Annotated in this window: 24 protein-coding genes; 15 read left to right on the top strand and 9 right to left on the bottom strand. The window is 41.3% G+C overall.

Annotation, left to right across the window (positions count from 1 at the left end; all coding sequences use genetic code 11):
* Window positions 1–235: 235 nt before the first annotated feature.
* The 7 genes from I6F66_RS02425 to I6F66_RS02395 form a co-directional block, all read right to left on the bottom strand.
* Entirely contained in the window at window positions 236–1,006 is a 771-nt protein-coding gene (locus I6F66_RS02425; protein WP_197119139.1) for an SDR family oxidoreductase, read from the bottom strand.
* A 9-nt stretch (window positions 1,007–1,015) separates the two neighbouring features.
* Window positions 1,016–1,915, bottom strand: a complete 900-nt coding sequence (gene mmsB / locus I6F66_RS02420) for a 3-hydroxyisobutyrate dehydrogenase (protein WP_197208647.1) — start codon at window positions 1,913–1,915, stop codon at window positions 1,016–1,018.
* Between the two features lie 24 nt (window positions 1,916–1,939).
* Window positions 1,940–3,082 (bottom strand): enoyl-CoA hydratase/isomerase family protein, encoded by a 1,143-nt coding sequence (locus I6F66_RS02415; protein WP_197208646.1) that lies wholly within the window; start codon window positions 3,080–3,082, stop codon window positions 1,940–1,942.
* Window positions 3,082–3,873 carry an enoyl-CoA hydratase gene (locus I6F66_RS02410; RefSeq protein ID WP_197208644.1) on the bottom strand — a complete coding sequence of 264 codons (792 nt, stop codon included), beginning with the start codon at window positions 3,871–3,873 and terminating at the stop codon, window positions 3,082–3,084. Before I6F66_RS02410 ends, I6F66_RS02415 begins: the two co-directional genes overlap by 1 nt.
* Window positions 3,874–3,883: 10 nt before the next feature.
* A complete protein-coding gene (locus I6F66_RS02405) occupies window positions 3,884–5,041 on the bottom strand; it encodes an acyl-CoA dehydrogenase family protein (protein WP_197103339.1) in 1,158 nt (385 codons plus the stop codon).
* 164 nt (window positions 5,042–5,205) lie between these two features.
* On the bottom strand, window positions 5,206–6,696 hold the full coding sequence (locus I6F66_RS02400; protein ID WP_024597972.1) for a CoA-acylating methylmalonate-semialdehyde dehydrogenase: 1,491 nt from the start codon (window positions 6,694–6,696) through the stop codon (window positions 5,206–5,208).
* 124 nt (window positions 6,697–6,820) lie between these two features.
* Window positions 6,821–8,002 (bottom strand): acetyl-CoA C-acyltransferase, encoded by a 1,182-nt coding sequence (locus I6F66_RS02395; RefSeq protein WP_166376337.1) that lies wholly within the window; start codon window positions 8,000–8,002, stop codon window positions 6,821–6,823.
* A 330-nt stretch (window positions 8,003–8,332) separates the two neighbouring features.
* Between I6F66_RS02395 and I6F66_RS02390 the strand changes: the two genes are divergently transcribed.
* The 9 genes from I6F66_RS02390 (at window position 8,333) to I6F66_RS02350 (ending at window position 17,998) form a co-directional block, all read left to right on the top strand.
* Complete coding sequence (locus tag I6F66_RS02390) at window positions 8,333–8,767, top strand: MerR family DNA-binding transcriptional regulator (protein ID WP_007580242.1); 435 nt, start codon at window positions 8,333–8,335, stop codon at window positions 8,765–8,767.
* Window positions 8,768–8,813: 46 nt separating this feature from the next.
* Window positions 8,814–9,989, top strand: coding sequence for an isovaleryl-CoA dehydrogenase (locus tag I6F66_RS02385; protein ID WP_165727515.1), 1,176 nt, complete (start codon window positions 8,814–8,816; stop codon window positions 9,987–9,989).
* 10 nt (window positions 9,990–9,999) lie between these two features.
* On the top strand, window positions 10,000–11,607 hold the full coding sequence (locus I6F66_RS02380; RefSeq protein WP_165740033.1) for a carboxyl transferase domain-containing protein: 1,608 nt from the start codon (window positions 10,000–10,002) through the stop codon (window positions 11,605–11,607).
* A 12-nt stretch (window positions 11,608–11,619) separates the two neighbouring features.
* Entirely contained in the window at window positions 11,620–12,390 is a 771-nt protein-coding gene (locus tag I6F66_RS02375; RefSeq protein ID WP_165740030.1) for an enoyl-CoA hydratase/isomerase family protein, read from the top strand.
* A gap of 8 nt (window positions 12,391–12,398) precedes the next feature.
* A complete protein-coding gene (locus tag I6F66_RS02370) occupies window positions 12,399–14,432 on the top strand; it encodes an acetyl/propionyl/methylcrotonyl-CoA carboxylase subunit alpha (protein WP_197208642.1) in 2,034 nt (677 codons plus the stop codon).
* Window positions 14,432–15,328, top strand: coding sequence for a hydroxymethylglutaryl-CoA lyase (locus I6F66_RS02365; RefSeq protein WP_197208640.1), 897 nt, complete (start codon window positions 14,432–14,434; stop codon window positions 15,326–15,328). Before I6F66_RS02370 ends, I6F66_RS02365 begins: the two co-directional genes overlap by 1 nt.
* 74 nt (window positions 15,329–15,402) lie before the next feature.
* Complete coding sequence (locus I6F66_RS02360) at window positions 15,403–16,101, top strand: CoA transferase subunit A (RefSeq protein ID WP_138585137.1); 699 nt, start codon at window positions 15,403–15,405, stop codon at window positions 16,099–16,101.
* 14 nt (window positions 16,102–16,115) lie between these two features.
* A complete protein-coding gene (locus tag I6F66_RS02355; protein WP_007580251.1) occupies window positions 16,116–16,772 on the top strand; it encodes a CoA transferase subunit B in 657 nt (218 codons plus the stop codon).
* A 344-nt stretch (window positions 16,773–17,116) separates the two neighbouring features.
* Entirely contained in the window at window positions 17,117–17,998 is an 882-nt protein-coding gene (locus tag I6F66_RS02350) for a LysR family transcriptional regulator (protein WP_166419004.1), read from the top strand.
* A gap of 773 nt (window positions 17,999–18,771) precedes the next feature.
* Here I6F66_RS02350 and I6F66_RS02345 read toward each other — a convergent pair.
* Window positions 18,772–19,548 carry an amino acid ABC transporter substrate-binding protein gene (locus I6F66_RS02345; protein WP_165727508.1) on the bottom strand — a complete coding sequence of 259 codons (777 nt, stop codon included), beginning with the start codon at window positions 19,546–19,548 and terminating at the stop codon, window positions 18,772–18,774.
* A gap of 139 nt (window positions 19,549–19,687) precedes the next feature.
* Entirely contained in the window at window positions 19,688–20,977 is a 1,290-nt protein-coding gene (gene msrA, locus I6F66_RS02340; RefSeq protein ID WP_165727507.1) for a peptide-methionine (S)-S-oxide reductase MsrA, read from the bottom strand.
* 249 nt (window positions 20,978–21,226) lie between these two features.
* On the opposite strand from msrA, the gene pxpB reads away from it, so the two are divergent.
* From pxpB to I6F66_RS02310, 6 genes are all read left to right on the top strand, one after another.
* Window positions 21,227–21,892, top strand: a complete 666-nt coding sequence (gene pxpB, locus I6F66_RS02335) for a 5-oxoprolinase subunit PxpB (protein ID WP_197160934.1) — start codon at window positions 21,227–21,229, stop codon at window positions 21,890–21,892.
* Window positions 21,885–22,814, top strand: a complete 930-nt coding sequence (locus I6F66_RS02330; protein ID WP_197160936.1) for a biotin-dependent carboxyltransferase family protein — start codon at window positions 21,885–21,887, stop codon at window positions 22,812–22,814. Before pxpB ends, I6F66_RS02330 begins: the two co-directional genes overlap by 8 nt.
* A gap of 49 nt (window positions 22,815–22,863) precedes the next feature.
* Window positions 22,864–22,944 carry a hypothetical protein gene (locus I6F66_RS22815; protein WP_368668187.1) on the top strand — a complete coding sequence of 27 codons (81 nt, stop codon included), beginning with the start codon at window positions 22,864–22,866 and terminating at the stop codon, window positions 22,942–22,944.
* Window positions 22,937–23,605 (top strand): pyroglutamyl-peptidase I, encoded by a 669-nt coding sequence (gene pcp / locus I6F66_RS02320; protein WP_197160938.1) that lies wholly within the window; start codon window positions 22,937–22,939, stop codon window positions 23,603–23,605. The genes I6F66_RS22815 and pcp overlap by 8 nt, the downstream gene beginning before the upstream one ends.
* A gap of 153 nt (window positions 23,606–23,758) precedes the next feature.
* Complete coding sequence (gene asnB / locus I6F66_RS02315) at window positions 23,759–25,432, top strand: asparagine synthase B (protein WP_024598933.1); 1,674 nt, start codon at window positions 23,759–23,761, stop codon at window positions 25,430–25,432.
* Window positions 25,416–26,306 carry a PhzF family phenazine biosynthesis protein gene (locus I6F66_RS02310; protein WP_197208639.1) on the top strand — a complete coding sequence of 297 codons (891 nt, stop codon included), beginning with the start codon at window positions 25,416–25,418 and terminating at the stop codon, window positions 26,304–26,306. Before asnB ends, I6F66_RS02310 begins: the two co-directional genes overlap by 17 nt.
* Window positions 26,307–26,309 lie beyond the last annotated feature (3 nt).

Here is a 26,309-nt window from a genome sequence, read left to right as displayed (position 1 = left end):
TTGGACAAAACACAAGGCACTGTCTATACATACAGTTCACATTTGAAGTTGAATATTATTTATAAAATTTATCTTTTAACGATGATTAAAGAGCTTATGTATAGCAAGCTGTTTACAACAAAATACCAATGCCGTTACCAGCCCTTTTTCAAGATTATAAACTTCCCTATTTAAAACAAAAAAGCACAGCCCACAAGCGCCATGCTTTTTTAAATAAACCTTAATCCAGTTCGGTTTACAAACGAATCCCGCCGTCTATTTCAACCACGCGGCCGGTAAAAAAGTCGTTTTCGATTATGTATTGTGCGGTATGGGCAATTTCGTCGCTTTCGCCTAAGCGCCCTACTGGCGTTACTGCAAGCATACGTTGTTTGGCTTCGGGCTTCATGGCGTCGGTCATGGCGGTGCTTATTACACCTGGTGCAATAGCGCCTACACGTATACCAAAGCGGCCAAGTTCTTTAGCCCATGTGGTGGTAAGTGCCACTACGCCTGCTTTTGATGCCGCGTAATTTGTTTGGCCTATGTTACCTGCACGCGCTACGCTCGACATATTAACGATTACGCCGCCTTTGCCTGATTCAATCATGTGGCTTGCCGCTTCGCGCCCTGCTAAAAACACACCTGTCAGGTTTACATCAATCACTGATTGAAATTGCTCAAGAGACATTTTTTTAACGACTTTGCCGTCTTTAGCCTTTATAAACATGCCGTCGCGTAAAATACCGGCGTTGTTTATAAGCACGCCAATGTGGCCAAAATCACTGTTAATGGTATTAAATACGTTTTCTACTTCGCTTTCAGCGGTTACGTTTGCGGCATACCCTTTAATGTTGCCTGTGACACCTTCAAGCTGTGTGAGTTGCTCGCATGCTGTATTAAGAAGCTCTTGCGCCATATCTATTAAAGCAATGTTTGCGCCCATAAGTGCAAACTTTTGCGCCATTGCAAAGCCTAAACCTTGTGCGCCACCGGTTATTACTACCGTGTTATTTTTAATTTCCACGCGTTGCTCCTACTTAGAAAACAGTTTAAAAATGGCACTAAAATCATCACTACCTGCACCTTGGTGCTGTAGCATAGTGTATAAATTTTTAGCCATTGAACCCATAGGGGTTGATGAATTACTTTGCTGCGCGGCTTCCATAGCAAGGCCTAAATCTTTAGCCATTAAATCAACCATAAAGCCTGGTTTGTAATCGTTACTTGCAGGTGCGGTATCCATTACACCTGGGCAAGGATTGTAAAGTTCGAGCGTCCAGTTACGGCCAGAACTTGCGGTCATTATGTCGCTAAGTACTTTAGGATCTAGGCCGTTATTAATACCCATTTGCAGTGCTTCGCTGGTGCCTGCCATTAAAATGCTAAGTAGCATGTTGTTACATATTTTGGCAACTTGCCCTGCGCCAATATCGCCTGCATGAAATATGTTTTTACCCATATCACTCAGCACTGTATTTGCTTTATCAAACGCTGCTTTTTCGCCGCCAACAATAAAAGTAAGTGTGCCAGCAGTTGCGCCTGCAACGCCGCCCGACACCGGTGCATCTACAAAGCTTATGCCTTGTTCACCAAGTGCGCTGCCTACAATACGTGCTGATTCTGCATCTATTGTTGAACAATCAATTACTAATGTATTTTTGCTCAGCACGTTAATTAGGCCGTTGTCGTCGTTATTACCTAAGTACAGCGACTTAACATGTTTGCCCGCAGGTAACATACTAATAAGTACGTCAGCATTAGTTGCGCACTGCTTTGCATCAACTGCTGCTTTTGCGCCTTTGCTTGTAAGCTCATTTACGACCGATTGGTTTAAATCGAACACGCTAACAGTATGCCCAGCTTTAATTAAGTTAGCCGCCATTGGGCCGCCCATATTACCTAAACCAATAAAACCTATGTTTAATTTACTCATAGTTGTTCCTTTTAGATACCAATTTTATTTAACAGCAAGCTCATTGAGCGGATGATTTTCGCCAAAGCGGTTAGCAAAAAAGCTATCTATTATTGTTTGTGGTACATCACTAAGTGTTTTGTATTGCCAATTTGGCGCACCGTCTTTATCTATTAGTAGCGCCCTTACACCTTCTTGAAACTCGCCTACTTCACCAGCCCGAACCGACATACCCAGTTCCATTTTAAAACACGCTAATAAGCTTTTGCCTTGGCTTGTTTTTAATTGTTCACTTACAAGTGCACAACTTAGTGGGCAGCCATGTTTAAGTGATTTTTGAGCGCGTTGTAGCCATTTATCGTCAGTGGTTAATCCTAAAATATAATCAACCTGCTCTTGCAAGGTTGTAAACTCACCCAATTTTTGAATCGTTTTTAGGTTAGCTTTTACGTTGCCTTTAGGCATACGCGCCGATTGGTTGTCTAAATCGGTGAGTAAATCGGTTAACCTGTCATGATTTAGACTTGCAGTTTTTCCCCACTTGGCAGTTAAAATTTGCGCAAGCATGGCATCATATTTGTTGCTATCGATAAAGTGATCGGCAAGCGATACAAAACGCGCGTCATCGCAATTAATAGAGGCCGACGTTAACCCTAAAAATAACCCGACGCTTTGTGGCATTTTATGTAAAAAGTAACTGCCGCCTACATCTGGGTATAAACCAATGGTTTGCTCTGGCATGGCAATGCGTGATGTTTCAGTTACGACGCGGTGGCTAGCACCGGCCATTAACCCTAAACCGCCGCCCATTACTATGCCGTTACCCCAAACAAGGATTGGTTTATCAAAGGTATGAATAAGGTAGTCAAGTTTGTACTCTAGTGTAAAAAACTCTTCAACTAGGCTTGTTGGTTTACCTTGCGCCATTGCACGATGAAGGCTTACAACATCGCCACCAGCACAAAATGCTTTATCGCCAGCGCCTTTTAACAACACCATTGCAATAGCATCATCGTCTTGCCAAGTTCGCAATTGCGGCTCAAGTAATTTGATCATCTCAAAATTAAGTGCATTTAACGCTTTTGGCGCATTGAGTGTAATAAGCCCTATTAAACTGCCGTTTTCTGCGGTGGCGGTTTCAAATATCACGGGCTCATCGGTGCTATTTAATACTGTTAAAGCACTCATTAGCCGTTTACCCAGTTAGCGCGGCGTTTTTCTAAAAAGGCATTTACGCCCTCTTGTTGATCTTCGGTATCAAACAAACCAACAAATAACTCACGTTCAAGGGGTAATATGCTTGCCATTGGTTGATGACGCCCTTTTTGAATCAATATTTTACACGCTGCTACTGAGCTTGGACTTTGATCGGCCACTTGGTTAGCTAGCTTTAATGCCGCAGCAAAGCTTTCACCTTGTGGAACTACTTCTTCTACTAAGCCAATTTGCAGGGCCTTATCGGCTTTTAAGCGCTCGCCGCATAAAATCATGCGTTTTGCCCAGCCTTCGCCTACAAGCCATGCTAAATTTTGTGTGCCACCCGCACACGGTAATAAGCCAACTTTAGCTTCAGGGAGCGCCATTTGTGCTTGCTCTTCCGCTATACGTATATCGCACGCAAGGGCAACTTCTAGCCCGCCGCCCATTGCATAGCCGTTTATGGCAGCAACCGACACGCCTCTAAAATTAGTAAGCGCTTCAAATGCTTCACCAAATACACGCGACATATCAGCGGCTACGCCTTTATCGCCACCAGCAAATACGTTTAGGTCGGCACCCGCGCTAAAAAACTTCTCGCCTTCACCAGTCAGTACTAATGCATAAATATTTTTATTATTATTAAGCGCGTTAACGGTATTTTTTAAATCAACTAGGGTGTCTTTTGTCCAGGTGTTTGCTGGCGGATTAGACATAGTTAAAATAGCAACATGACCTTCGGTTGTTAGTTCAATACTCGGATTAGATTTAGATTCTGACATACATTGCTCCTTATAAAACGTCGTTTGCTGACTCAGCTAAAATTCGGCGCGCAATAATTACACGCATAATTTCGTTAGTGCCTTCTAAAATTTGATGAACGCGTACATCGCGTACATGGCGCTCAAGCGGGTATTCTTTTATGTAACCGTAACCACCATGAATTTGCAGTGCGTCGTTACACACGGTAAAGCCAACATCGGTAGCAAAGCGTTTAGCCATGGCGCAGTAAGTGGTTTTTTCAACGTCGTTATTATCAAGTTTAAATGCAGCAAGCCTAACCATTTGGCGCGCAGCTACCAGCTCGGTGTTCATATCGGCTATTTTAAATTGTAGTGCTTGAAACGCAGCCAGTGGTTTACCAAATTGAGTGCGCTCTTTTAAATATTCACGGGCGGTATTAAGCGCCGCTTGCGCTGTACCAATTGAACATGTGGCAATGTTAATTCGACCGCCATCAAGGCCTTGCATCGCAAATTTAAAGCCTTCGCCCTCAGCCCCTAATAAGTTATGCGCAGGAATACGTACATCTTCAAAGCTAATTAGGCGTGTAGGTTGTGCGTTCCAACCCATTTTTTCTTCTGCTTTGCCGTACTCAACGCCTTTTGCGTCGGCAGGCACTACAAATGCCGAAATACCTGCAGCGCCTTCGCCGCCTGTACGTGCCATTACCACTAATACTTCGGTTTCGCCAGCGCCCGATATAAACATTTTTGAGCCGTTAATAACGTACTCATCGCCCTCAAGCACAGCTTTTGTTTTAAGTGATGCGGCGTCTGAACCCGAGCCTGGCTCTGTTAAACAATAAGAGGCAAGTAGCTCGCCCATGACTAATTGCTCTACGTATTGGTCTTTAACTGCATCGGTACCAAAACTTGCTACCATCCACGTGGCCATATTATGAATGGTCAACATGGCCGTGGTTGCTGTACAGCCCATAGCAAGCTGTTCAAAAATAATGCTCGAATCTAAACGAGATAAACCAAGGCCGCCGGCTTCCTCTGGCGTGTATAAACCGCAAAAACCAAGCTCGCCTGCTGCTTTAATCGTGTCTTTAGGGAAAATATGTTCGCGGTCCCATTTTGCTGCATAAGGTGCGAGTTCTGACTCGGCAAATTGTCGTGCTGTTTGCGCAAAGGCTTGTTGATCTTCAGATAAGTTAAAGTCCATGTTAGACCTCTTTAATTGTGTAAGTTATGTTAGTTCTGTTGTTAGCGTTTCCCGTTACGGGGATATCGTGACGAGCGGCGAAGGCTTATGTGTGTTGTGTGTGAAGTAGCCTTCGCGCCCATCTTTATTATTATTAGTTATTTAGTTATTCGTTTTAATCATGATTACTTTAAGTTAATGCTCATGTTTGGACCCGACGCAATGTCGTCTTCAAACCAACGTGAGGTAATCGTTTTAGTTTCTGTGTAAAAACGAATACCTTGCTTACCGTACGTATGCGTATCGCCGTAAAATGAGCCTTTCCAACCAGTGAACGAAAAGAACGGAAGTGGCACCGGAATTGGCACATTAATACCCACTTGCCCTACTTCAATTTCGTGTTGGAATTTACGAGCCACTGCGCCGCTTGAGGTAAATAACGAGGTGCCGTTACCGTAAGGGCTGTCGTTAATAAGTGCGATTGCTTCATCAAGCGTGTCTACAAACATACACGCCAGTACGGGGCCAAATATTTCTTCTTTGTATAAATCCATCTCTTTGGTTACGTCAGTAAATAACGTTGGGCCAACCCAGTTACCTTGCTCAAAACCTTCAACTGTAAAGTCTGAGCCATCAATTAAACAGGTAGCGCCTTGTTCTTTACCACCGGCAATAAGCGATAAAATACGCGATTTTGCTGCTTTTGATGTTTGTGGACCGTATGCTGCATTTGCATCATCCCACACGCCTGGGCGTACATTTTCAAAGCCTGCTTTAATTTCATCTACCCATTCGCTCGCTTGGCCTACAAATACAGCAACCGAAATACCCATACAACGCTGACCAGCTGCACCAACCGATGCGCCTACTAGGTTATTTACAACGTGCGATTTACTTGCATCAGGCATAATAACCATGTGGTTTTTAGCGCCAACACACGCTTGCACGCGTTTAAGGTTTTGTGTGCCTTTAGAATAAATATAAGCACCTACGCCACACGAGCCAACAAACGAAATAGCACGTACTGCTTTATCTTCTAATAGGCGGTCTACTTGTGGTTTTGTACCGTGAACAACTTGTAATACGCCTTTTGGTGCGCCGGCTTCAATAAATAGCTCGGCTAAGCGCATAGGTGTAAGAGGATCTTGTTCAGACGGTTTTAAAATAAAGGTGTTGCCACACACAATAGCCAGCGGGAACATCCAAAGTGGGATCATTGCAGGGAAGTTAAACGGAGTAACGCCCGCACACACGCCAAGTGGCTGCATGTAAGAATACGTATCGATTTTACGCGCTACGTTTTCCATTGTTTCACCCATCATTAATGATGGTGCGTTCGCTGCCTGTTCTACTACTTCAATACCACGCCAAACATCGCCTTTTGCATCTTCAAATGTTTTACCCAATTCGTGGCAAATAATGGTAGCAAGCTCATCGTGATGTTCTTTTAATAGCGCAGCGTACTTCATCATAATGCGTGCACGTTCAGTAATGGGTACGTCTTTCCATGTTTTAAACGTCTCAGAGGCTGAGGCAATTGCCGCGTCCATTTCTGACTCGGTGGTGCATGGCACTTGTGCAAGTACTTCTTGAGTTGCTGGGTTTATAACGTCGATAAGCTCTTTAGACGCTGATTGAATAAATTCGCCATTAATAAGTAGTGGAACTTGGTGCATAATTAAATCCTAGTGTGTGAGTTGTGTGTTCTCTTTAAAATTGGTAGCGCCGCTTTGTTAGTATTATGAGTGCAGCGCTTTTATAGTTATTCGTATAGCTTTCTTATAACTATTTAATACCTAGTTAATACGCTTCTACGGCCATCGCAACTGCTTCACCGCCGCCAATACATAAAGACGCAATGCCTTTTTTAAGGCCTCGGTTTTTAAGGGCATGAATAAGCGTTACTAAAATACGCGCGCCGCTTGCACCAATTGGATGACCCAATGCACATGCACCGCCATTCACGTTTACTTTGCTTTCATCAAGTTTTAACTCGTTAATAGCCAGCATGGTTACCATGGCAAATGCTTCGTTAATTTCCCAAAGGTCAACGTCGTTTACAGCCCAACCTGCTTTTTCAAGCACGCTGCTTATTGCGCCTACTGGCGCTACTGTAAATTCACTTGGTTTTTGAGAATGCGTGCTGTGCGCTACAATTTTACAAAGCGGTGTTAAGCCCTGCTCTTTTGCTTTTGATTCGCTCATTAATACAAGCGCTGCGCCACCGTCTGAAATTGACGATGAATTAGCGGCAGTAATAGTGCCGTCTTTTTTAAAGGCTGCACGTAAGCTTGGAATTTTTTCAGGACGGGCGTTACCTGGTTGCTCGTCAATCGATACTGTTACATCGCCTTTTCGTGTTTGCATAGTGTGCGGCGCAACTTCGTTATCAAAGCTACCATTTTGTATAGCGGCTTTTGCTTTACTTAATGAGCCCAGTGCAAACGTATCCATTTGCTCGCGGCCAATGCCGTATTCGTCGGCCGTGTCTTGTGCAAAACAGCCCATTGCTTTGTTGTCGTAAGCATCTTCAAGGCCATCGCTCATCATGTGATCTTTTATTTCGCCGTGGCCCATACGCATTCCGCCACGCGCTTTTGGAATAAAGTACGGTGCGTTAGTCATGCTTTCCATGCCACCGGCAATAGCAGATTGAATAGAGCCGGCTTTAATTAAATCGTTTGCAAGCATGGCTGCTTTTAAACCAGATCCGCACACTTTATTAATTGTTGTAGCGCCAGTGCTAAGTGCAAGCCCTGCTTTTAACATTGCTTGGCGTGCAGGCGCTTGCCCAAGCCCTGCTGGTAATACACAGCCCATAATTACTTCGTCTATTGCATCATTAGCTAAACCAGTTTGTGCAAGTGCACTGGCAATGGCGGTAGCGCCAAGCTCGGTAGACTGCGCATCACTTAACGCTCCCATAAAACCACCCATTGGGGTGCGTTTTGCTGCTACAATTACCACTGATTCTAAAGTCATAACTAACTCCGTTGTAATTTAATGCAAATAATTGTTAGTATATTTGCTCTATTAATTTAGTATTCATTTATTATTTAATACCTACACACAATACTAACGTTTACGCCAACGTCAACTAAAAACAGCTTAATTTTTAGTTTTATAAGTGTAAGCATTATTTTCCAGCTGTTAGGCCACACTGAGGAAATAAAATTAACCTACTGAAAATTAATAAAATAAGTCAACTCTTCGCGCCAACACTCCTTTATAAATAGTTTCAAAACACACCAAGCTTTACCTTTACGTAAACTTCACTTATATTGGAGTTATTCGAATGAGGTAAATACAATTATGAAACCAGATAATCAAACAAACTTTGCAAGCTCAGCCAAAATGCCGGCCAGTAATGAACAAACATTTAGCATTAGCGAACTCGCTAAAGAATTTGACATTACAACCCGCTCTATTCGCTTTTACGAAGATCAAGGGTTAATAACCCCAGAGCGTAATGGTCAAACACGTATTTATTCAAAACGCGACAAAGTTCGCTTAAAACTAATATTACGTGGTAAACGATTGGGCTTTACGCTTGCCGAAACCGGCCGTTTGTTTGAACTGTACGACGCTGATAAGTCGAGCGCTAAGCAGCTGGTTACCATGCTTGATTTAATAGCTGATAAAAAGTCTGACCTATCTCAACAAATGGACGACATTAAAGTTGTTCTTATGGAATTAGTGACGGCCGAACGCCGCTGCAGAGACACACTTAACAAAATAGACGAGTAGCCTATTTTAAGAATAACAACACACTGACGACACACAGGAATGAATCATGAGCACTATTTCACTATATAAAGAAATGAACTTTGGCCTAGGCGAAACCGCCGATATGATCCGCGACCACGTAAACAGTTTTGCGAGTCAGGAAATTGCCCCGCTTGCTGAAAAAACTGACTTAGATAACGCTTTTCCAAATCAACTTTGGGCACAAATGGGCGAAATGGGCGTACTGGGTATGACCGTATCTGAAGAGTTAGGTGGCGCGGGGTTAGGTTACTTAGAACATGTTATTGCTATGGAAGAAATTAGCCGTGCCAGTGCCTCTATTGGCCTAAGCTATGGCGCGCATTCAAACCTGTGTGTTAATCAAATTAACCGTAATGGCACACAAGCTCAAAAAGAAAAATACTTACCTAAGCTTATTAGTGGTGAGCACATTGGTGCCCTTGCAATGAGTGAGCCTAATGCAGGCTCTGACGTTGTATCAATGAAACTTAAAGCTGAGAAAAAAGGCGATAAGTACATTTTAAACGGTAACAAAATGTGGATCACTAATGGCCCAGACGCACATACATTAGTTATTTACGCTAAAACAGATTTAGATGCTGGTGCTAAAGGCATTACCGCGTTTATTGTAGAGAGTGACTTTCCGGGTTTTTCTACGGCGCAAAAGCTAGACAAACTAGGCATGCGTGGCTCAAACACCTGTGAGCTGGTATTTGAAAACTGCGAAGTACCCGAGGAGAACATTCTAGGTAACTTAAACGAAGGCGTTAAAGTACTTATGAGTGGCCTTGATTACGAACGCGTAGTACTTGCAGCAGGCCCGCTTGGCATAATGCAAGCGTGTATGGATATAGTAGTACCGTACATTCATGAGCGTAAACAGTTTGACACCCCTATTGGGCAGTTTCAGTTAATTCAAGGCAAAGTAGCCGACATGTATACACAAATGAATGCTGCGCGCTCATATGTATACACGGTAGCTCGCTCTTGTGACCGAGGTGAAACCACCCGTAAAGATGCCGCCGGTGCAATTTTATACGCCGCAGAGCTTGCAACCAAAATGGCGCTAGATGCGATTCAAATTTTAGGTGGCAATGGCTACATAAACGAATACGCAACAGGCCGCCTGCTGCGTGACGCCAAATTATACGAAATTGGTGCAGGTACATCAGAAATACGCCGCATGCTTATTGGCCGCGAACTTTTCACTGAAAGCCGTTAAGGATTAAACCATGACGATTTTAAAATCGAGCGTTAATCCTCACGATCCAACGTTTGTGCAAAACCATAAAAACATGTCGACGCTGGTGGATGATTTACGCAGTAAAGTAGCCACTATTAGCCAAGGCGGAGGCGCCGCATTAAAAGAGCGCCACGAAGGCCGTGGTAAGTTATTTGTACGCGACCGTATAAGTACGTTAATTGACGAAGGCTCACCGTTTTTAGAAATTTCACAATTTGCGGCATTTGGTGTGTACGAACAAGCAATACCGTGCGCCGGTGTTGTAGCCGGTATTGGCCGTGTTAAAGGCATTGAATGCATGATTATTGCAAACGATGCCACGGTTAAAGGCGGTACGTACTTTCCGCTTACTGTTAAAAAGCATTTACGTGCACAAGATATCGCAGAGCGTTGCCACTTACCGTGTATTTATTTGGTTGATTCGGGCGGTGCAAACCTGCCAGAGCAAGACGATGTATTTCCCGATAAGCTGCATTTTGGTCGTATTTTTTATAATCAAGCGCGTATGTCGGGTAAAGGTATTCCTCAAATAGCCGTGGTAATGGGGCTGTGTACTGCAGGGGGTGCATATGTACCTGCAATGGCAGACGAAAGCATTATTGTAAAAGATCAAGGCACTATATTTTTAGCAGGCCCGCCGCTGGTAAAAGCAGCAACAGGCGAGGAAGTAACAGCCGAAGAACTTGGCGGCGCCGATGTGCACTGTAAAGTGTCGGGTGTTGCCGACCACTTTGCTGAGAATGATGCTCATGCGCTTTCTATTGCGCGCCAGTGTATTGAGCGAATTAATTACACACGCCCTACAGCCCCTCTTTTAGAGGATGTAAAACCACCGCGTTACGATATTAACGAGCTTTACGGCATTGTAGGCACCGACCTTAAAAAGCCATTTGATGTACGCGAAGTAATAGCGCGCACAGTGGACGACTCATCATTTGATGAATTTAAACGCTACTTTGGTGAGACACTCGTCACCGGTTTTGCCAGCATTTATGGCAACCCTGTTGGCATAGTGGCTAATAACGGTATTTTATTTAGTGAGTCGGCGCAAAAAGGCGCGCACTTTATTCAGCTGTGTGCTCAGCGCAATATTCCTTTGGTGTTTTTACAAAATATTACTGGCTTTATGGTGGGTAAAAAATACGAAGCCGAAGGCATTGCAAAGCACGGCGCTAAAATGGTGATGGCGGTTTCGTGTGCTGATGTGCCTAAATTTACAGTACTTATTGGCGGCTCTTACGGCGCAGGTAACTACGGAATGTGTGGCCGTGCATTTGAACCTACCATGATGTGGATGTGGCCTAATGCTCGTATTTCGGTAATGGGCGGCGAGCAAGCAGCCGGTGTAATGGCGCAAGTTAAACAAGATGGTTTAGCACGTAAAGGCCAAAGCATGAGCGAGCAAGAAATCACTGACTTTAAAAAGCCAATTATTGATCAATACGAAGAGCAAGGTCATCCGTATTACGCAAGCGCACGCTTGTGGGATGACGGCATTATAGACCCTGCCGATACGCGTAATGTATTAGGGCTTGCGTTAACGGCAGCGAATAACGCACCAAAACGTGATTCGAAATTTGGCGTATTTAGAATGTAACCGGAGCGCAAAATGTCAGTAACACTACAAATAACAAAATCTAATGTGGCTGTACTTGTGTTAAGCCGCCCAGAAAAAAGAAATGCATTTAATAGCGAAGTAATACACGAGCTGATTCAGTGTATTGAACATGCAAATACGCTCGATATTCGTGCTTTGGTTTTAAAAACAGAGGGTAAACACTTTTCAGCCGGCGCCGATTTAGCCTGGATGAAATCGATGGCGGATAACAACTACACCGATAATTTAGCTGACTCAATGCAATTAGCTAAATTAATGCAAGTGTTAGCAAGCTCGCCGCACCCTACAATTTGCGCCGTGCAAGGGGCTGCTTTTGGTGGTGCACTGGGTTTAATAGCTTGTTGCGACATAGCCCTTAGTAAAGACGATGCGCAATTTTGTTTAAGCGAAGTAAAGCTGGGTCTTATTCCGGCTGTTATTAGCCCGTATGTAATTAAAGCCATTGGTGAACGTGCTGCGCGCAGATACTTTTTAACGGCTGAAGTGTTTGATGCGCATACTGCTAAACAACTGGGTTTAATTCATCAAGTAACCGGTAATTTAGACTGTGCACTCGATAACATGCTGCAAACACTGATTGATAACGGACCTATAGCAGTAAAAGCCGCCAAAGCATTAATTAACGATGTAGCAAATAAGCCGATTACCGATGAACTCATTGAACTTACCGCTGAGCGTATTGCAAAAATTCGCGTATCTGAAGAAGGTCAAGAAGGGCTTACTGCTTTTTTTGATAAACGCCCACCCGCTTGGCAACTGTAGGATTAATTATGAACACACAACGATTACAAAAAATACTGATTGCCAATCGTGGAGAAATTGCGTGCCGCGTAATGCGCAGCGCAAAACAAATGGGCTTAACCACGGTCGCGGTTTATTCTGATGCAGACAAACATGCCCAGCACGTAAAAATGGCTGATGAGGCTTACCATATTGGCGCTGCGCCAAGTAAAGACTCGTATTTAGTGGCAGACAAAATTTTACAAGTAGCCAAAGACTGCGGCGCTGATTGTATTCACCCGGGGTACGGTTTTTTATCTGAAAACAGCGAATTTGCTAAAGCCTGCGAAGCGAACAATATTGCTTTTGTAGGGCCACCAGCAAGCAGTATTGAAGCTATGGGGTCTAAAACCCGTGCTAAAGAAATAATGGCCGCTGCCAATGTGCCGTTAGTGCCAGGTTATTACGGCGATAAACAAGATCCTGCTTTTTTACAAACTGAAGCTGAAAAAATTGGCTACCCTGTACTTATTAAAGCCGCCTTTGGTGGCGGTGGTAAAGGCATGCGCGTAGTTGAAAAAGCAAAAGACTTTATGAGTGCACTACAAGGTGCGCAACGTGAAGCTATTGCCGGTTTTGGTAACGATTTAGTATTGCTTGAGCGCTACGTAAACCAGCCTCGCCATGTTGAAGTACAAGTATTTGCAGATAACCACGGTAACTGTGTTTATTTAGGCGATCGTGATTGTTCTTTGCAACGCCGTCATCAAAAAGTAATTGAAGAAGCCCCTGCTCCGGGTTTATCTGACGAGCTACGTAAAGAAATGGGCGAAGCAGCTGTACGCTGTGCACTGGCTATAAATTATAGAGGCGCAGGTACGGTTGAGTTTTTACTGTGTGGCGATGAATTTTTCTTTATGGAAATGAATACGCGCCTACAAGTAGAGCACCCAGTGACCGAAATGGTAACCGGTGTAGATTTAGTCAATTGGCAAATTAATATTGCGGGTGGGCAAACATTGCCACTGGCACAAAGTGATATTCAATTGCAGGGCCATAGCTTTGAAGCGCGCATATACGCAGAAGATCCAGCTAACGACTTTATCCCGTGCTCGGGCACTATTGAAGCACTGCATACACCGCTTAACAGTGAATTTGTACGCATTGATACAGGTATTGCACAAGGCGATGAAATCAGCCCATTTTACGACCCGATGATTGCAAAGCTGATTGTGCACGACGATAATCGCGAACAAGCACTGGGCCGTTTACAACACGCCCTTGAGCAATTTCATTTAGCGGGTTTTAGCACTAACATTGGTTTTTTACATAATTTAGCAAGCCACCCTACGTTTAAACAAGGTGCGCCCAGTACGCACTTTATTGCAGAGCAAGGTGACTCGTTAGTAGCGGTTGATGAGCAGCTGTTGCAAGCAAGCCAACTTATTGGTGCTTTTGCATATTTAGAATCGTTAACTAACACACAAAATGCGCCAAGCAGCGCAAGTCCGTGGCAACAACTAAGCGGTTTTACACTCAATGCGCCGCAAGCAATTAAAATTCCTTTTGCCGATTTACAGCTAAGCGCTATAAAAACGACAGCGGGCTATAGTATTACGCATAACGAGCACGTATTTACCCTACAAGGCACATTAAATAACGGCCTATGCACTGTATTTATTAACGGCGAAAAACACAGCGCACACGTAACTACGGTAGGTAATAATACCGTGGGCAATAATACCGTTGGCAATAGTACAGTAGCTAATAGTGTGACAGTGATGAATAAAGCACTGCAAACTAAGCTTGAACTAGTTGATAAACATTATATTAGTTCGCACGAAAGCGAAGCACTTCCACTTGCCGCCCCGCTCAATGGCACGGTAGTAAAACACTTAATTGACATTGGCAGCACAATTACCAAAGGCGATGCGGTTGTTATTATTGAAGCCATGAAAATGGAATACACGCTTAACGCGCCTCACGACGGTATTTTAAAAAGCTATTGCTTTGGTGAAGGTGAATTGGTAACGCATGGTGCCCTGCTTGCGATAGTCGAAGGTACGACTGAGGAAGGTGCATAATGAGTGCTTTTCCGAGTAAAGTCCGTATTGTTGAAGTTGGCGCGCGAGACGGCCTTCAAAACGAAAAAACAGTCAGTACAGCGGATAAAGTAGCGCTTATTAACGCGCTAAGTACGGCAGGTTTAAAAGACATTGAAGCCGGCGCGTTTGTCTCCCCTAAGTGGGTTCCGCAAATGGCAGACTCGGCTGATGTAATATCAGCACTTGATTTACCTGATGTGAATTTAAGTGCCCTTACACCTAACTTAAAAGGTGCGCAAGCAGCGCACGCTGTTGGCATTAAAGAGTTTGCTATATTTACCGCTGCGAGTGAGTCGTTTTGTCAAAAAAACATAAACTGCTCAATTGATGAAAGTATTGAGCGTTTTAGTGAAGTAATGGCGTTTGCTAAAGCGAATAATATCCGCGTACGTGGTTATGTAAGCTGTGTGCTAGGTTGCCCTTACGAGGGTGATATAGACCCACTAGCAGTACTGAGTGTATCGCAAAAACTATTAGATTTAGGCTGTTACGAAGTAAGCCTTGGCGATACCATAGGTGTTGGCACTGCTAAAAAAGTAACGCAGCTAATAGAATTACTTTTAACACACATTGATAAAACCAAGTTGGCCGTGCATTTTCACGATACTTACGGCCAAGCGCTCACAAATATTTACGCAGCCTTAAACCTAGGTATAGCAACGGTTGACGCGGCAGTTGCAGGCCTTGGTGGTTGCCCTTATGCTAAGGGTGCGTCAGGAAATGTTGCCACCGAAGATGTAGTTTACTTACTGCAAGGGCTTGGCATTGAACATGGAATTGATTTACAAAGGTTAAGTGATGCTGGATGGGAGATAACCAAAGCACTTGGTAAGCAACCTGTGAGCAAAGTATCTGTGGTACTACACACTAAATAGCTATCTTATAAAATGATAACTCACTACTAATACAAGATAGTTAACAACAAATAGCACACAATGAGGAGAGACTCATGGCCGGTTTTGATAAAGTAGTTTCTAGTTACGAAGCTGCAATGGAAGGATTAAAAGACGGCGATACTATTATTGCCGGTGGTTTTGGTTTATGTGGTATTCCTGAGGGCTTAATTAAACAAATTAAGCAGATGCAAACAAAAGACTTAACCGTGGTATCTAATAACTGTGGTGTTGATGACTTTGGTTTAGGTATTTTATTACAAGACAAACAAATTAAAAAAGTAGTTGCCTCATACGTTGGCGAAAACGCCCTATTCGAGCAGCAGTTATTAAGTGGCGAAATTGACGTAGAACTTACGCCACAAGGTACTTTGGCTGAAAAAATGCGGGCTGGTGGCGCAGGTATACCTGCATTTTACACAGCAACCGGTTACGGTACTCCAGTTGCAGAAGGCAAAGACGTAAAAGAATTTAATGGTCGCCCGTATATTTTAGAAGAGTCTATAACAGGTGAATTTGCCATAGTAAAAGCATGGAAAGCCGATCGTTATGGCAATTTAGTGTTTAGACACACCGCCATGAACTTTAATCCAATGGCAGCAACGGCGGGTAAAATTACCGTTGCCGAAGTAGAAGAAATTGTAGAGCCGGGTGAGCTTGAACCAAGCCAAATTCATACCCCGGGTATTTTTGTAAATCGCGTTATTAAAGGCAACTTTGAAAAACGCATTGAACGTGTAACAACACGAGATTAAGCAGGAGCATAATTATGGCATTATCACGTGAACAAGTTGCAATGCGCGTTGCACAAGAACTTCAAGACGGCTATTACGTAAATTTGGGTATAGGAATTCCGACACTCGTCGCAAACTATGTACCGGATGATATTGAAGTTATGTTACAGTCCGAAAATGGCCTTTTAGGCATGGGCCCGTACCCTACTAAAGCAGAGCTAGATGCCGATATGATTAACGCGGGTAAAGAAACCGTGACAGCTGCCAAAGGTGCAGCCATATTTAATAGTGCAGATAGTTTTGCCATGATACGGGGTGGTCATGTAGACTTAACTGTTCTGGGTGCATTTGAAGTTGACCAGAACGGCAACATCGCCTCGTGGATGATCCCTAAAAAGCTGATTAAAGGCATGGGTGGCGCGATGGATTTAGTCGCTGGCGCAAAAAATATTATTGTTACTATGACCCATGCAAGTAAGCATGGTGACTCTAAATTACTAGAGGCCTGCTCTTTACCGCTTACTGGCGTTAATTGCGTTAAAAAAATAGTAACAGATTTAGCCGTATTAGAAGTTAAAGACGGCGCATTTCATCTATTAGAACGTGCTCCGGGCGTAACTGTTGATGAAATCATTAGTAAAACAGCAGGTAAATTACTTGTTGACGGTGAAGTACCAGAAATGGTTTTTTAGGAACTTTTTAACAAGTTAACTTAAAATAACGCTTTACCCTGTACCGACCTCATTCCCAGTGCCAATGGCGCTGAGTTACCCAAAATCCCTCTCACGAGGGATTTTTTTTGTCTTTTTTACTTATTTTTAGTCTTGTTCATACATCTGTAGTAAATTTTTATCTATAATAGTTGCATAAATAGATGATTAGTTAGTTAGAACATTTGCACTACTATGCTTTAATGATGCACCACTTTTGTGAATTTACGCTGTTAATATTTTTAACTTATTGATATTATTGTAATTACTAATTGGTTCGATTTTTGCCTATACTAGGCTATATAAACAACTTAATACTGGAAAACATGCAAACTCCTATTCGTGGCCTTCGCTCTTTTTGCTTTGCAGCAAGAAGCCTAAGTTTTAAGCATGCAGCTAATGAACTGTACTTAACACCTTCGGCAGTGAGCCACCAAATAAAACAACTTGAAGAACAACTTGGTATTGAACTTTTTCAACGTAAAACGCGTTCAATTAGTTTAACCACTGCGGGTAAAAACTTTTTTGATGCTGTGTCCCCAATTATCACTATGTTAGAAGGCACCATTAATGAGTTTAGTCAGATGCAGCAAAATACAAATTTGACGATTACGTTGCCTGAGTTTTTTGCCAGCGAACTACTCATGCCTAAATTAAGTGAGTGGACGTCAGAGCACCCTAATATAAACCTGCAAATGGATACGCTTAAAACACGTAAAGAAATAACCCGTCATAGCGATTTATCTATTGTATTATCATCGAGTAAACCCACTGAAGGTTCTGCAACAGAGCTATTTAATCTTGAATATATCCCTGCATGTAATAAAAAGCTGCTCGATCAGTGGAGGGACGATCACCGTCAAGCGCTTAATCAAGTTCCGCTAATACTACACAAAGCTCGCCCTTGGGCATGGCACCAGTGGGCCGAAAAAGCAGGAATTGATGACTTCTCTCCTTCTCAAATTATTCAAATAGATAGTATGTTTGGTGTAGCACGTGCTGCGCAACAGGGTATGGGGATTGCACTTATTCCACTGCCTATAAGCCAAAGCTGGTTAGATGAGCAGTGGCTCTATAAGTTATTTGAACAGCCTTTAACAACTAAAGATAAGTATTATTTAGTGCAGCACGAATCAAGCACACCTAATCACCCGCTTGATTTATTTGCGAAGTGGGTTGTAAGCACATTTAGAAAAATTCAAGAGTAACTCTCTATTAGGCGAACTTATTAATACAGCCATTGTGTGTTGTATTTATGGTTCGTCTAAATCCTAAACCTCACTTTATACCAACTCCAATAAATAGCTGATCTATTTTACTTGCTAAAACAACCCATTTCTTTGTTGTAAATTTCGCAAAGGGAACAACCATTTACATCAATTTACGCCTAGAACTGAATTATTTTTTCGGCGTAAAATGTAGATCACATACTTAATGGAATTGGTATTATTTTTCAGTAATTTCTTTAAAATACAATCTATTAAAATCACAGTTTAGACTAAAGTCTATAGTTAAATTTTTTTCACTCATTGGTTTCATTTTTATCGTTTGTCGAAAATAGAGTTAAATATTAAAGTTACTTTATCGGCTCGAAACAGTTAAGTTTAATTGTTTATTAAGAGTAATAAATGCAACCTTTTGAGTTTTAGTGACTCAAACCTTGCAGTGAAAAGAATCTTTATATTGTGTGTGAAGATGTTGTCAGTGTGAAAAATGGTTCAAGTTAGGTGGTGACTTGGCTTGAACTGTTTTTATTCTTGGCTCAAACCACATGATATGCAATACAAATGCTTTGAGAGCGTAGCAAACAGAATCTTTATATTGTGTGTGAAGATGTTGTCAGTGTGAAAAACGGTTCAAGTTAGGTGGTGACTTGGCTTGAACTGTTTTTATTATTAAACCACATACATAATATAGCTATATACAGGTTAAATACCTTTGTAAAAAGCCCCGTAAGTTATAACTTACGGGGCTTTTTTAGTTAATTTTTTATTTGATATTCTTTTTTTAATTTACGTATCTGCGCTTTATGTGAAAGCAAAAATGTATCAAATTTCTTAACTACCTCAGGGTAGTCAATGGACGATAATAAAAAGGCTTGTAAATCTGTCGGCAATTCGTTTTGAAAATAAACGGGTCGGGTTAATTTGAAATATTTAACAATATTATAGTTTAATACATCGTTAGATATGTAAATACACTCCACTCGCTCTTTCAAAAGCATCTCTATTAATTCCATTACATTAGCGGTTTCAATTAGCTCAACGTTTTCGTTATTCATTAAAGGTTTAAAGCTTTGAGACGTAAACCCTCTCACCGTTGCAAAACTAACGCATTCATCAATAGTGATATTTTTATTTAAACTCGCAATACCCGTTTTAGTCACAACGGTTGGCTGCGAATAAATAATTTCATTTAAATCATCAAAGGAAGCTTTATAACTTGGTTTCCATTGAGGATTATCTGGATATTTAAAATCAACATGATGGTGATCAATAAATTCTTTATAAAGACGATTAATTGGCAGCGTGTAAAACTCAAATTTAAAGTCGTGCTGCTGTGCAAACAAAGTTAGCAACTCTTCACTGAAGCCATAATAGTCAGCACCATTTGCTCCACTACCATCAAAGTAAGGTAGATACTCTATATTCTCTACGCCGACGACATAGTGCGTTGCCGACTTAGCATCGGTTATAAAAATTAATAAAGCTAAAGGCAAATACATTAACTGCGTTGTTATTTTTATAAATTGATTCATTTATAACCTAAGTAATATTATTGATTGATGTGTAGCTGAACGCTTTAATTTTAACAAATTTGCAAAAAATATGATAAATCTATTTTATTTTATGCAAAAAAAAAGCCTGATTAAAATCAGGCTTTACAAAGTAAAAGGTTTAGCTTTTATCTCTTGGTACAAAATCGAGTACTGTTGCGTTTATACAGTAGCGGTCTGTGCCTCTAGGGCCTTCTCCTGGGAATAAATGACCAAGATGAATACCTGTACTTTTAGAGCGAAGCTCAATACGTGTTATTCCCCAGCTGCTATCGTCATGCTGCGTTACACTACTTTTTACTGGGTGCTTAAACGACAACCAACCAGTGCCTGAATTAAATCTATCACGTGTATCAAATAGTGGCTCTCCACTTAATTTATCAACAAAAGTGCCATCAGGTGTATTTTTAAACTCCTTGTACTCTTTACAGTAAGGTCTATCTGTTCTTGCATCAAATGCGACTTTATAAGCGTCACTTTTACCTAACTTAAATGCACCCAATGCTTTATAAAATTCTTCAGGTGTTGCATAACCTTGACGCCCATATACTTCAATGCCATTTTCTAAAAACAAAATAGTCGGTGTTGCCCACGTGGCTGACTTAATAGTTAAACCTTTAAGCTGGTCAGCATGGCGAAACGACATTGGTATAGTCCCTTTGTAATCATTTGCGACTGTTTTTTTAAATTTTTCACAGTATGGGCAGTATTCACGTGAATCTAAGACTACGATCTGCTTACCTGCGAGTAAGTCACTGTTATCGACTTTTTCTACGGGTTTTTTATTAAAAACAACGCCTGTTGAATGATCTGGGCAATAGCCATTAGGGTTCTTTTGTAGATAATTTTGATGATATTCTTCTGCCGATACAAAACCTGTAAGTGGTTTAATAACCGTTTCGATTTTGCCGTAGCTCGCATCAGTTAAAAGCTGCTGATATTGCGATTTAACTTGCTCAGCTACTTTAGCTTGTGCATCAGTAGTGGTTAATACAATTGAGCGATATTGCGTACCGATGTCGTTACCTTGGCGATTTTTTTGCGTAGGATCGTGGCTTTCAAAATAGTTTTTTAGTAAATCTTCAGCCGAAATTATATTACTGTTATACATAACCTGTACAACTTCAGCATAGTTGTTTTCGTCAAAGCGACGAGACTGATCAGTAATGTTTCTGTATGTTGCTTTAAAGCCATTGCCGTCTGCATAGCCTGACTCGGCATCAATAACGCCATTAAGCGCTTCGTAGCGTTTTTCAGCCCCCCAAAAACAACCTGATCCAAGTACAATGGTTTCTACATGCATGGTGGCTTCTATATTGCTGTGCTCGACCTTTTCCATAGATAAAGCAAAGCTACCTGCGCTAAATATAATAGCAGCGCCTGATAAATATAATAAATGCTGGTGTTTCATAATGTACCTCTTAAACAAGTGCGTGCTAATTAAGACCTCCTTACCTTAATTTTCATTTCAACCTAATTACTTATTTAATACGAAGTGCATTTAGTTTTGCTCTTCAATAAGTTAAATACGATTAATTAAATATAAAAACACTCTTAAACCAGGCTGAGCAAATAAAAATAACCACTTAGTCGCAATGGTGTAAATAAATTAATAAAACTGTGTTACGTTTAAATTATGTTGTACAAATAGGTTTATTTAATGAAGCCAACTCCTCATATTTATGCATTAACAAACAGTAGCTTACTGTTTGATGCATCGCATTTAGACGCAAAAGATAAACTCTCCATTCAAAAGAAAATTTGGGCTTTAACCAACCACTGTAAAAGCACTGATGAATTTACCGGTTTAGTCCCAGCTATGAACTCGCTCACACTTTATTTAAAATCTGATAAACACTTAAATAAATGGCTACAAGCATTGCCCTCGTTGTGGGATGACATTAAAAGCAGTACTTTTAAGGGGCAGCATCACTTAATTGAAACCACATACAATGGCGAGGATATTAATTACGTGGCTAACTATCATAATTTAAGCGCTGTTGACGTTATTAATATTCATAGTAAAGCCAAGTATCACGTATTATTTTTAGGCTTTCAGCCCGGCTTTGCCTACCTTCACGGCTTAGATGAGCAATTACATACCCCAAGGCGTGATGAGCCACGTACTAGGGTTCCTAAAGGCTCTGTTGCGATAGGTGCTGCACAAACCGGAATTTACCCTGCGGATACGCCAGGCGGTTGGCACATAATAGGCAATACAAATACCTCTTTGTTTGATTCAACCTCTGCGCAACCTTGTTTAATTCAACCTGGTGATACGCTTGAATTTGTTCCGCTAGTTAATAAAGGAGCAACTCATGATTAAAGTCCTTAAAAGTGGTGTATTGCTTACAATTCAGGATTTTGGCCGTAATGGCTACCGCCATTTAGGTGTAAGCAAAGCGGGCAGCTTAGACCCCTTTGCGCAAATAATTGCTAATAGATTACTTAACAATAACGACAATGATGCCGTTTTAGAAATAACCGTTGGTTTGTGCGAACTTGAATTTACTTGCGACACAGTCATTGCACTTCATGGTGCCGATTTGCAAGCAACCCTTGATGGGCAAGCAATCTACCCTGGTTGGACATACGCAGTTAAAAACAAGCAAGTGCTTAGCTTTGCTACTGGTAGAGCGGGCTTAAGAGCTTATTTAGCGGTGAAAGGCGGTATACAAAACACTGAGGTTATGGGCTCTAAATCTACAGATTTAAATGCATGTTTTGGTGGTATTGAAGGTAGAGCTCTCACCACTGGTGATGAAATACCTATTACTCCTTATTATGGAAAGTTTATAAAAGTAGGTGCAATTGCTCCACCTCAGCGCAAAATTATACGCTTGTACTCGAGCCCTCACGCTAACTTACTGGGTAAGCCATTATTGGATACCTTTGCAGCAACTGCATTCAAAGTCAGTACTAACAGTAATCGAATGGGCGTAAGGCTTGAGCATAATAAGAATAGCTTGGTGCATTCGCACTCTTTGCCATCACTGGGTGTAAGTCCTGGGAGCATTCAACTACCACCAAATGGTGATCCTATTGTGCTACTTAACGATGGACAAACCACTGGGGGGTACCCTCTTTTAGGAACAGTTATTGAAGCCGACTTACATCAATTTGCACAATTTAGACCTTTAGATACAGTTGAATTTAAATATGTAACGTTTGAAGAAGCAGCAAAGGCAAAGCAGAAACTTGACGGGCACCTACATCAATTGAGCCTTGCACTTAAAAATAACCTATAAAACATTCTAGAATCAACATGCCCTAGATTTAAAAAATAGGTACCATGTAATAAAGGTTCAAATTCCGACGGCCGTTACCTTACTCGCCGTTAATATTATTTTAATATATAGCTTGGTGTTTAATGACTAAATCAACTTCTACTATGCCGTGTGTATTAATAACCGGTTTTGCTCCTTTTGGTGGCGAAACTATCAATCCTTCTTGGCAAGCAGTGCAAAAACTTGATGAAACTATCATCATGAAACACAAAATATGCACACTAGAACTTGCCTGTGAATTTAATACGTCTATCAGTCAGCTTATAAACGCCATTGAGTCGCATAACCCGGCGGTTGTTTTGTGTATAGGACAAGCTGGTGGACGCAGTGAAATATCAATCGAGCGTATTGCAATAAACGTTGACGATGCACACATTAAAGACAATGCAGGTAAGCAGCCTATCGATACGCCAATTGAAAAAAATGGTCCTGATGCCTATTTCACAAACTTACCCATAAAGCGCATGTTACAAGCATTGCACAACAGTAATATCCCTGCTGCTATTTCAAATACGGCAGGTACGTATGTGTGTAATCACGTTATGTATGGCCTTATGCATTACATAAATGATCACTGCGCGGTGATGAAAGGTGGCTTAGTACATGTTCCTTATTTACCAAGCCAAGCCGTGCACCACAATGGCGCACCAAGCATGAGTGAAGAAACCATTATTAACGCTTTAAAGGTTATGATCGCACAAGCTTTGAACAACAATAGTGACGTAAAAATAGCAGCAGGCACCACGCATTAACCACTTTGGTGCAGTTACATCTAAGTTGGTGCATAAATTATTCTTAATTAATTGTAAAAGCTATGTGACTTGAGTAATTTTTTCTGATAAAACAAGGTTTCGCAGTACAGCAAATTAGCTCTGCTGCACACATAATAGGAATGAGGAGTTACTATGTGTTCAATTTTTGGGGTATTAGATATTAAATCTGATCCCACTCAATTGCGTACCCAAGCAATTGAAATGTCAAAGCTGCTTAGACACCGTGGCCCGGATTGGTCTGGTGTATATGCATCTGAAAAAGCTATTTTAGTACATGAGCGTTTAGCTATTGTTGGTGTATCAAGCGGTGCACAACCTTTATACAACCCAGAAAAAACAAATATTTTAGCGGTTAATGGCGAGATTTATAATCATAAAGAACTTGCAGCAGAGCTAGACGTTGATTTTACTTTTCAAACTCAATCAGACTGTGAAGTTATTTTAGCGCTGTATAAACAAAAAGGGCCTGACTTTTTAGATGACCTAAATGGCATTTTTGCATTTTGTTTATACGACGAAGAAAATGATGCCTACTTAATTGGCCGTGACCATATTGGTATTATCCCGCTTTACACCGGTCACGACGAGCACGGTAACTTTTACGTTGCTTCTGAGCTAAAAGCACTTTCTCCAATTTGTAAGCACATTGAAGAATTTCCTCCAGGGCATTACCTGTACAGCAAAGATGGCAAAATGACGCCTTATTACAAACGTGATTGGGAAACATTTGATGCAGTTAAAGATAACAGCGCAGAAGCGCAAGACGTTAAAGACGCATTAGAAGCGGCCGTTAAACGCCAACTAATGTGTGATGTACCTTATGGTGTATTACTTTCTGGTGGCTTAGACTCATCGGTTATCTCTGCTATTACCCAGCGCTTTGCTGCAAAACGTATTGAAGATAACGACGAAAGCGACGCATGGTGGCCTAAGCTGCATTCTTTTTCAGTAGGCCTTGAAGGCTCGCCAGATTTAGCGGCTGCACAAAAAGTAGCTGACATGATTGGTACTATTCACCACCCTATCATTTTTACCATTCAAGAAGGCATTGATGCACTTCGTGAAGTGATTTACCACATTGAAACGTACGATGTAACAACAATTCGTGCCTCTACACCTATGTACTTAATGGCTCGCCAAATTAAGGCAATGGGCATTAAAATGGTGTTATCTGGCGAAGGTGCTGATGAGCTATTTGGTGGTTACTTATACTTCCATAAAGCGCCAAACGCACAAGAGTTTCATGAAGAGTTAAACCGTAAAGTATCAAAACTGCATATGTTTGACTGTTTACGTGCTAATAAATCAATGGCGGCATGGGGCGTAGAAGCACGCGTACCGTTCCTTGATAAAGAATTTGTTGATGTTGCTATGCGTATCAACCCTGAAGCTAAAATGTGTAAAGATGGCAAAATTGAAAAACATATTTTACGTGAAGGCTTTGAAGGCTACTTGCCTGATGAAGTTTTATGGCGCCAAAAAGAGCAATTTTCAGATGGTGTTGGCTACAGCTGGATTGATACATTAAAAGAGTTTGTAAATGAGCAAGTAAGCGATCAAGAGCTTGCGAATGCAAAATTTAAATACCCTATTAATACACCAGATTCAAAAGAAGCATACTACTATCGTGCAATTTTTGAAGAACACTTTCCAGGTGATGCATCAGCTAAATGTGTACCGCATGGTAAATCGGTAGCGTGCTCGACTCCTGAAGCACTTGCATGGGACGCATCGTTCCAAAACAATGCTGATCCATCAGGTCGTGCTGCAGGCGTTCATAACGACGCATATGCAAGCAAAGGTTAACAATTTTCGTATATCGCAGCGTAGGCCTTTATGGCTTACGCTGCGCTTTATAAAGTACACTTACACCCAATCTGTTTTTTTTAGCTCTGCAAATAACTTAAAAGGCTCAAACGCTTTAATTGTTATTTATGAAAATGGGTTAACATCAAAAACAATGCAATATATTGCATCACAATCAATTCACCCTGCTACCGTATTTTTAAATCAAAATGAAATAACTAAACGTCATTGTAAAATTCGTTGGTTTAATCAAACAAGTGAAATTAAACGCTGCGGGCATGGCACTTTAGCAGCCGCTAATTTTTTAATAGATCATTTTGGTTATTGCCCTAAAGCGTTCATCTCAACAAGTTATGAGCGTTTCACTATAAAAGAAAAAAAACAACGCGCTCAGCTATTACTAAAAAGCATAGAGCCACAAAAAAGCAAATTAGCTAAAGATGAGTTACAAAACGTGTTTTCATTAGCAATAAAAGCAGCCTACAGTACAGGTGATAAAAACGGTTATACGGTTGTATTATTTAATAAGGAATTTAGTGAAGAATTTGATAAAGAATTTAATAAAAACCCCGATGAAAAGCAGGATTTAAAAAGCTTACGCGTTGATTTTAAAGCTTTGAGTAAAGCCCATAAAAATGCAGTTATTGCGCTTAATATACAAAATATAAATGAAAAAACTGCCATAGTGCAGTTTAGATACTTTGCCCCTCAGTTTGGTGTTAATGAAGACAGTGCTACCGGCTCTGCTGTATCGGTTATTGCCCCACTGCTATTTAGACTGCTCGGTTTAAATAAAGCCAAGCTAATCCAACAATCGAATAATGGCGCACTGCTAAACTATGAATTTAACAATGCTAAAGTTTTGATTTACTAAATC

Origin of the sequence: Pseudoalteromonas sp. NZS100_1 (genome assembly GCF_015864285.1) — a bacterium.
Lineage (GTDB): Bacteria > Pseudomonadota > Gammaproteobacteria > Enterobacterales > Alteromonadaceae > Pseudoalteromonas > Pseudoalteromonas arctica.
This window is presented reverse-complemented; position numbering and strand designations above follow the sequence as displayed.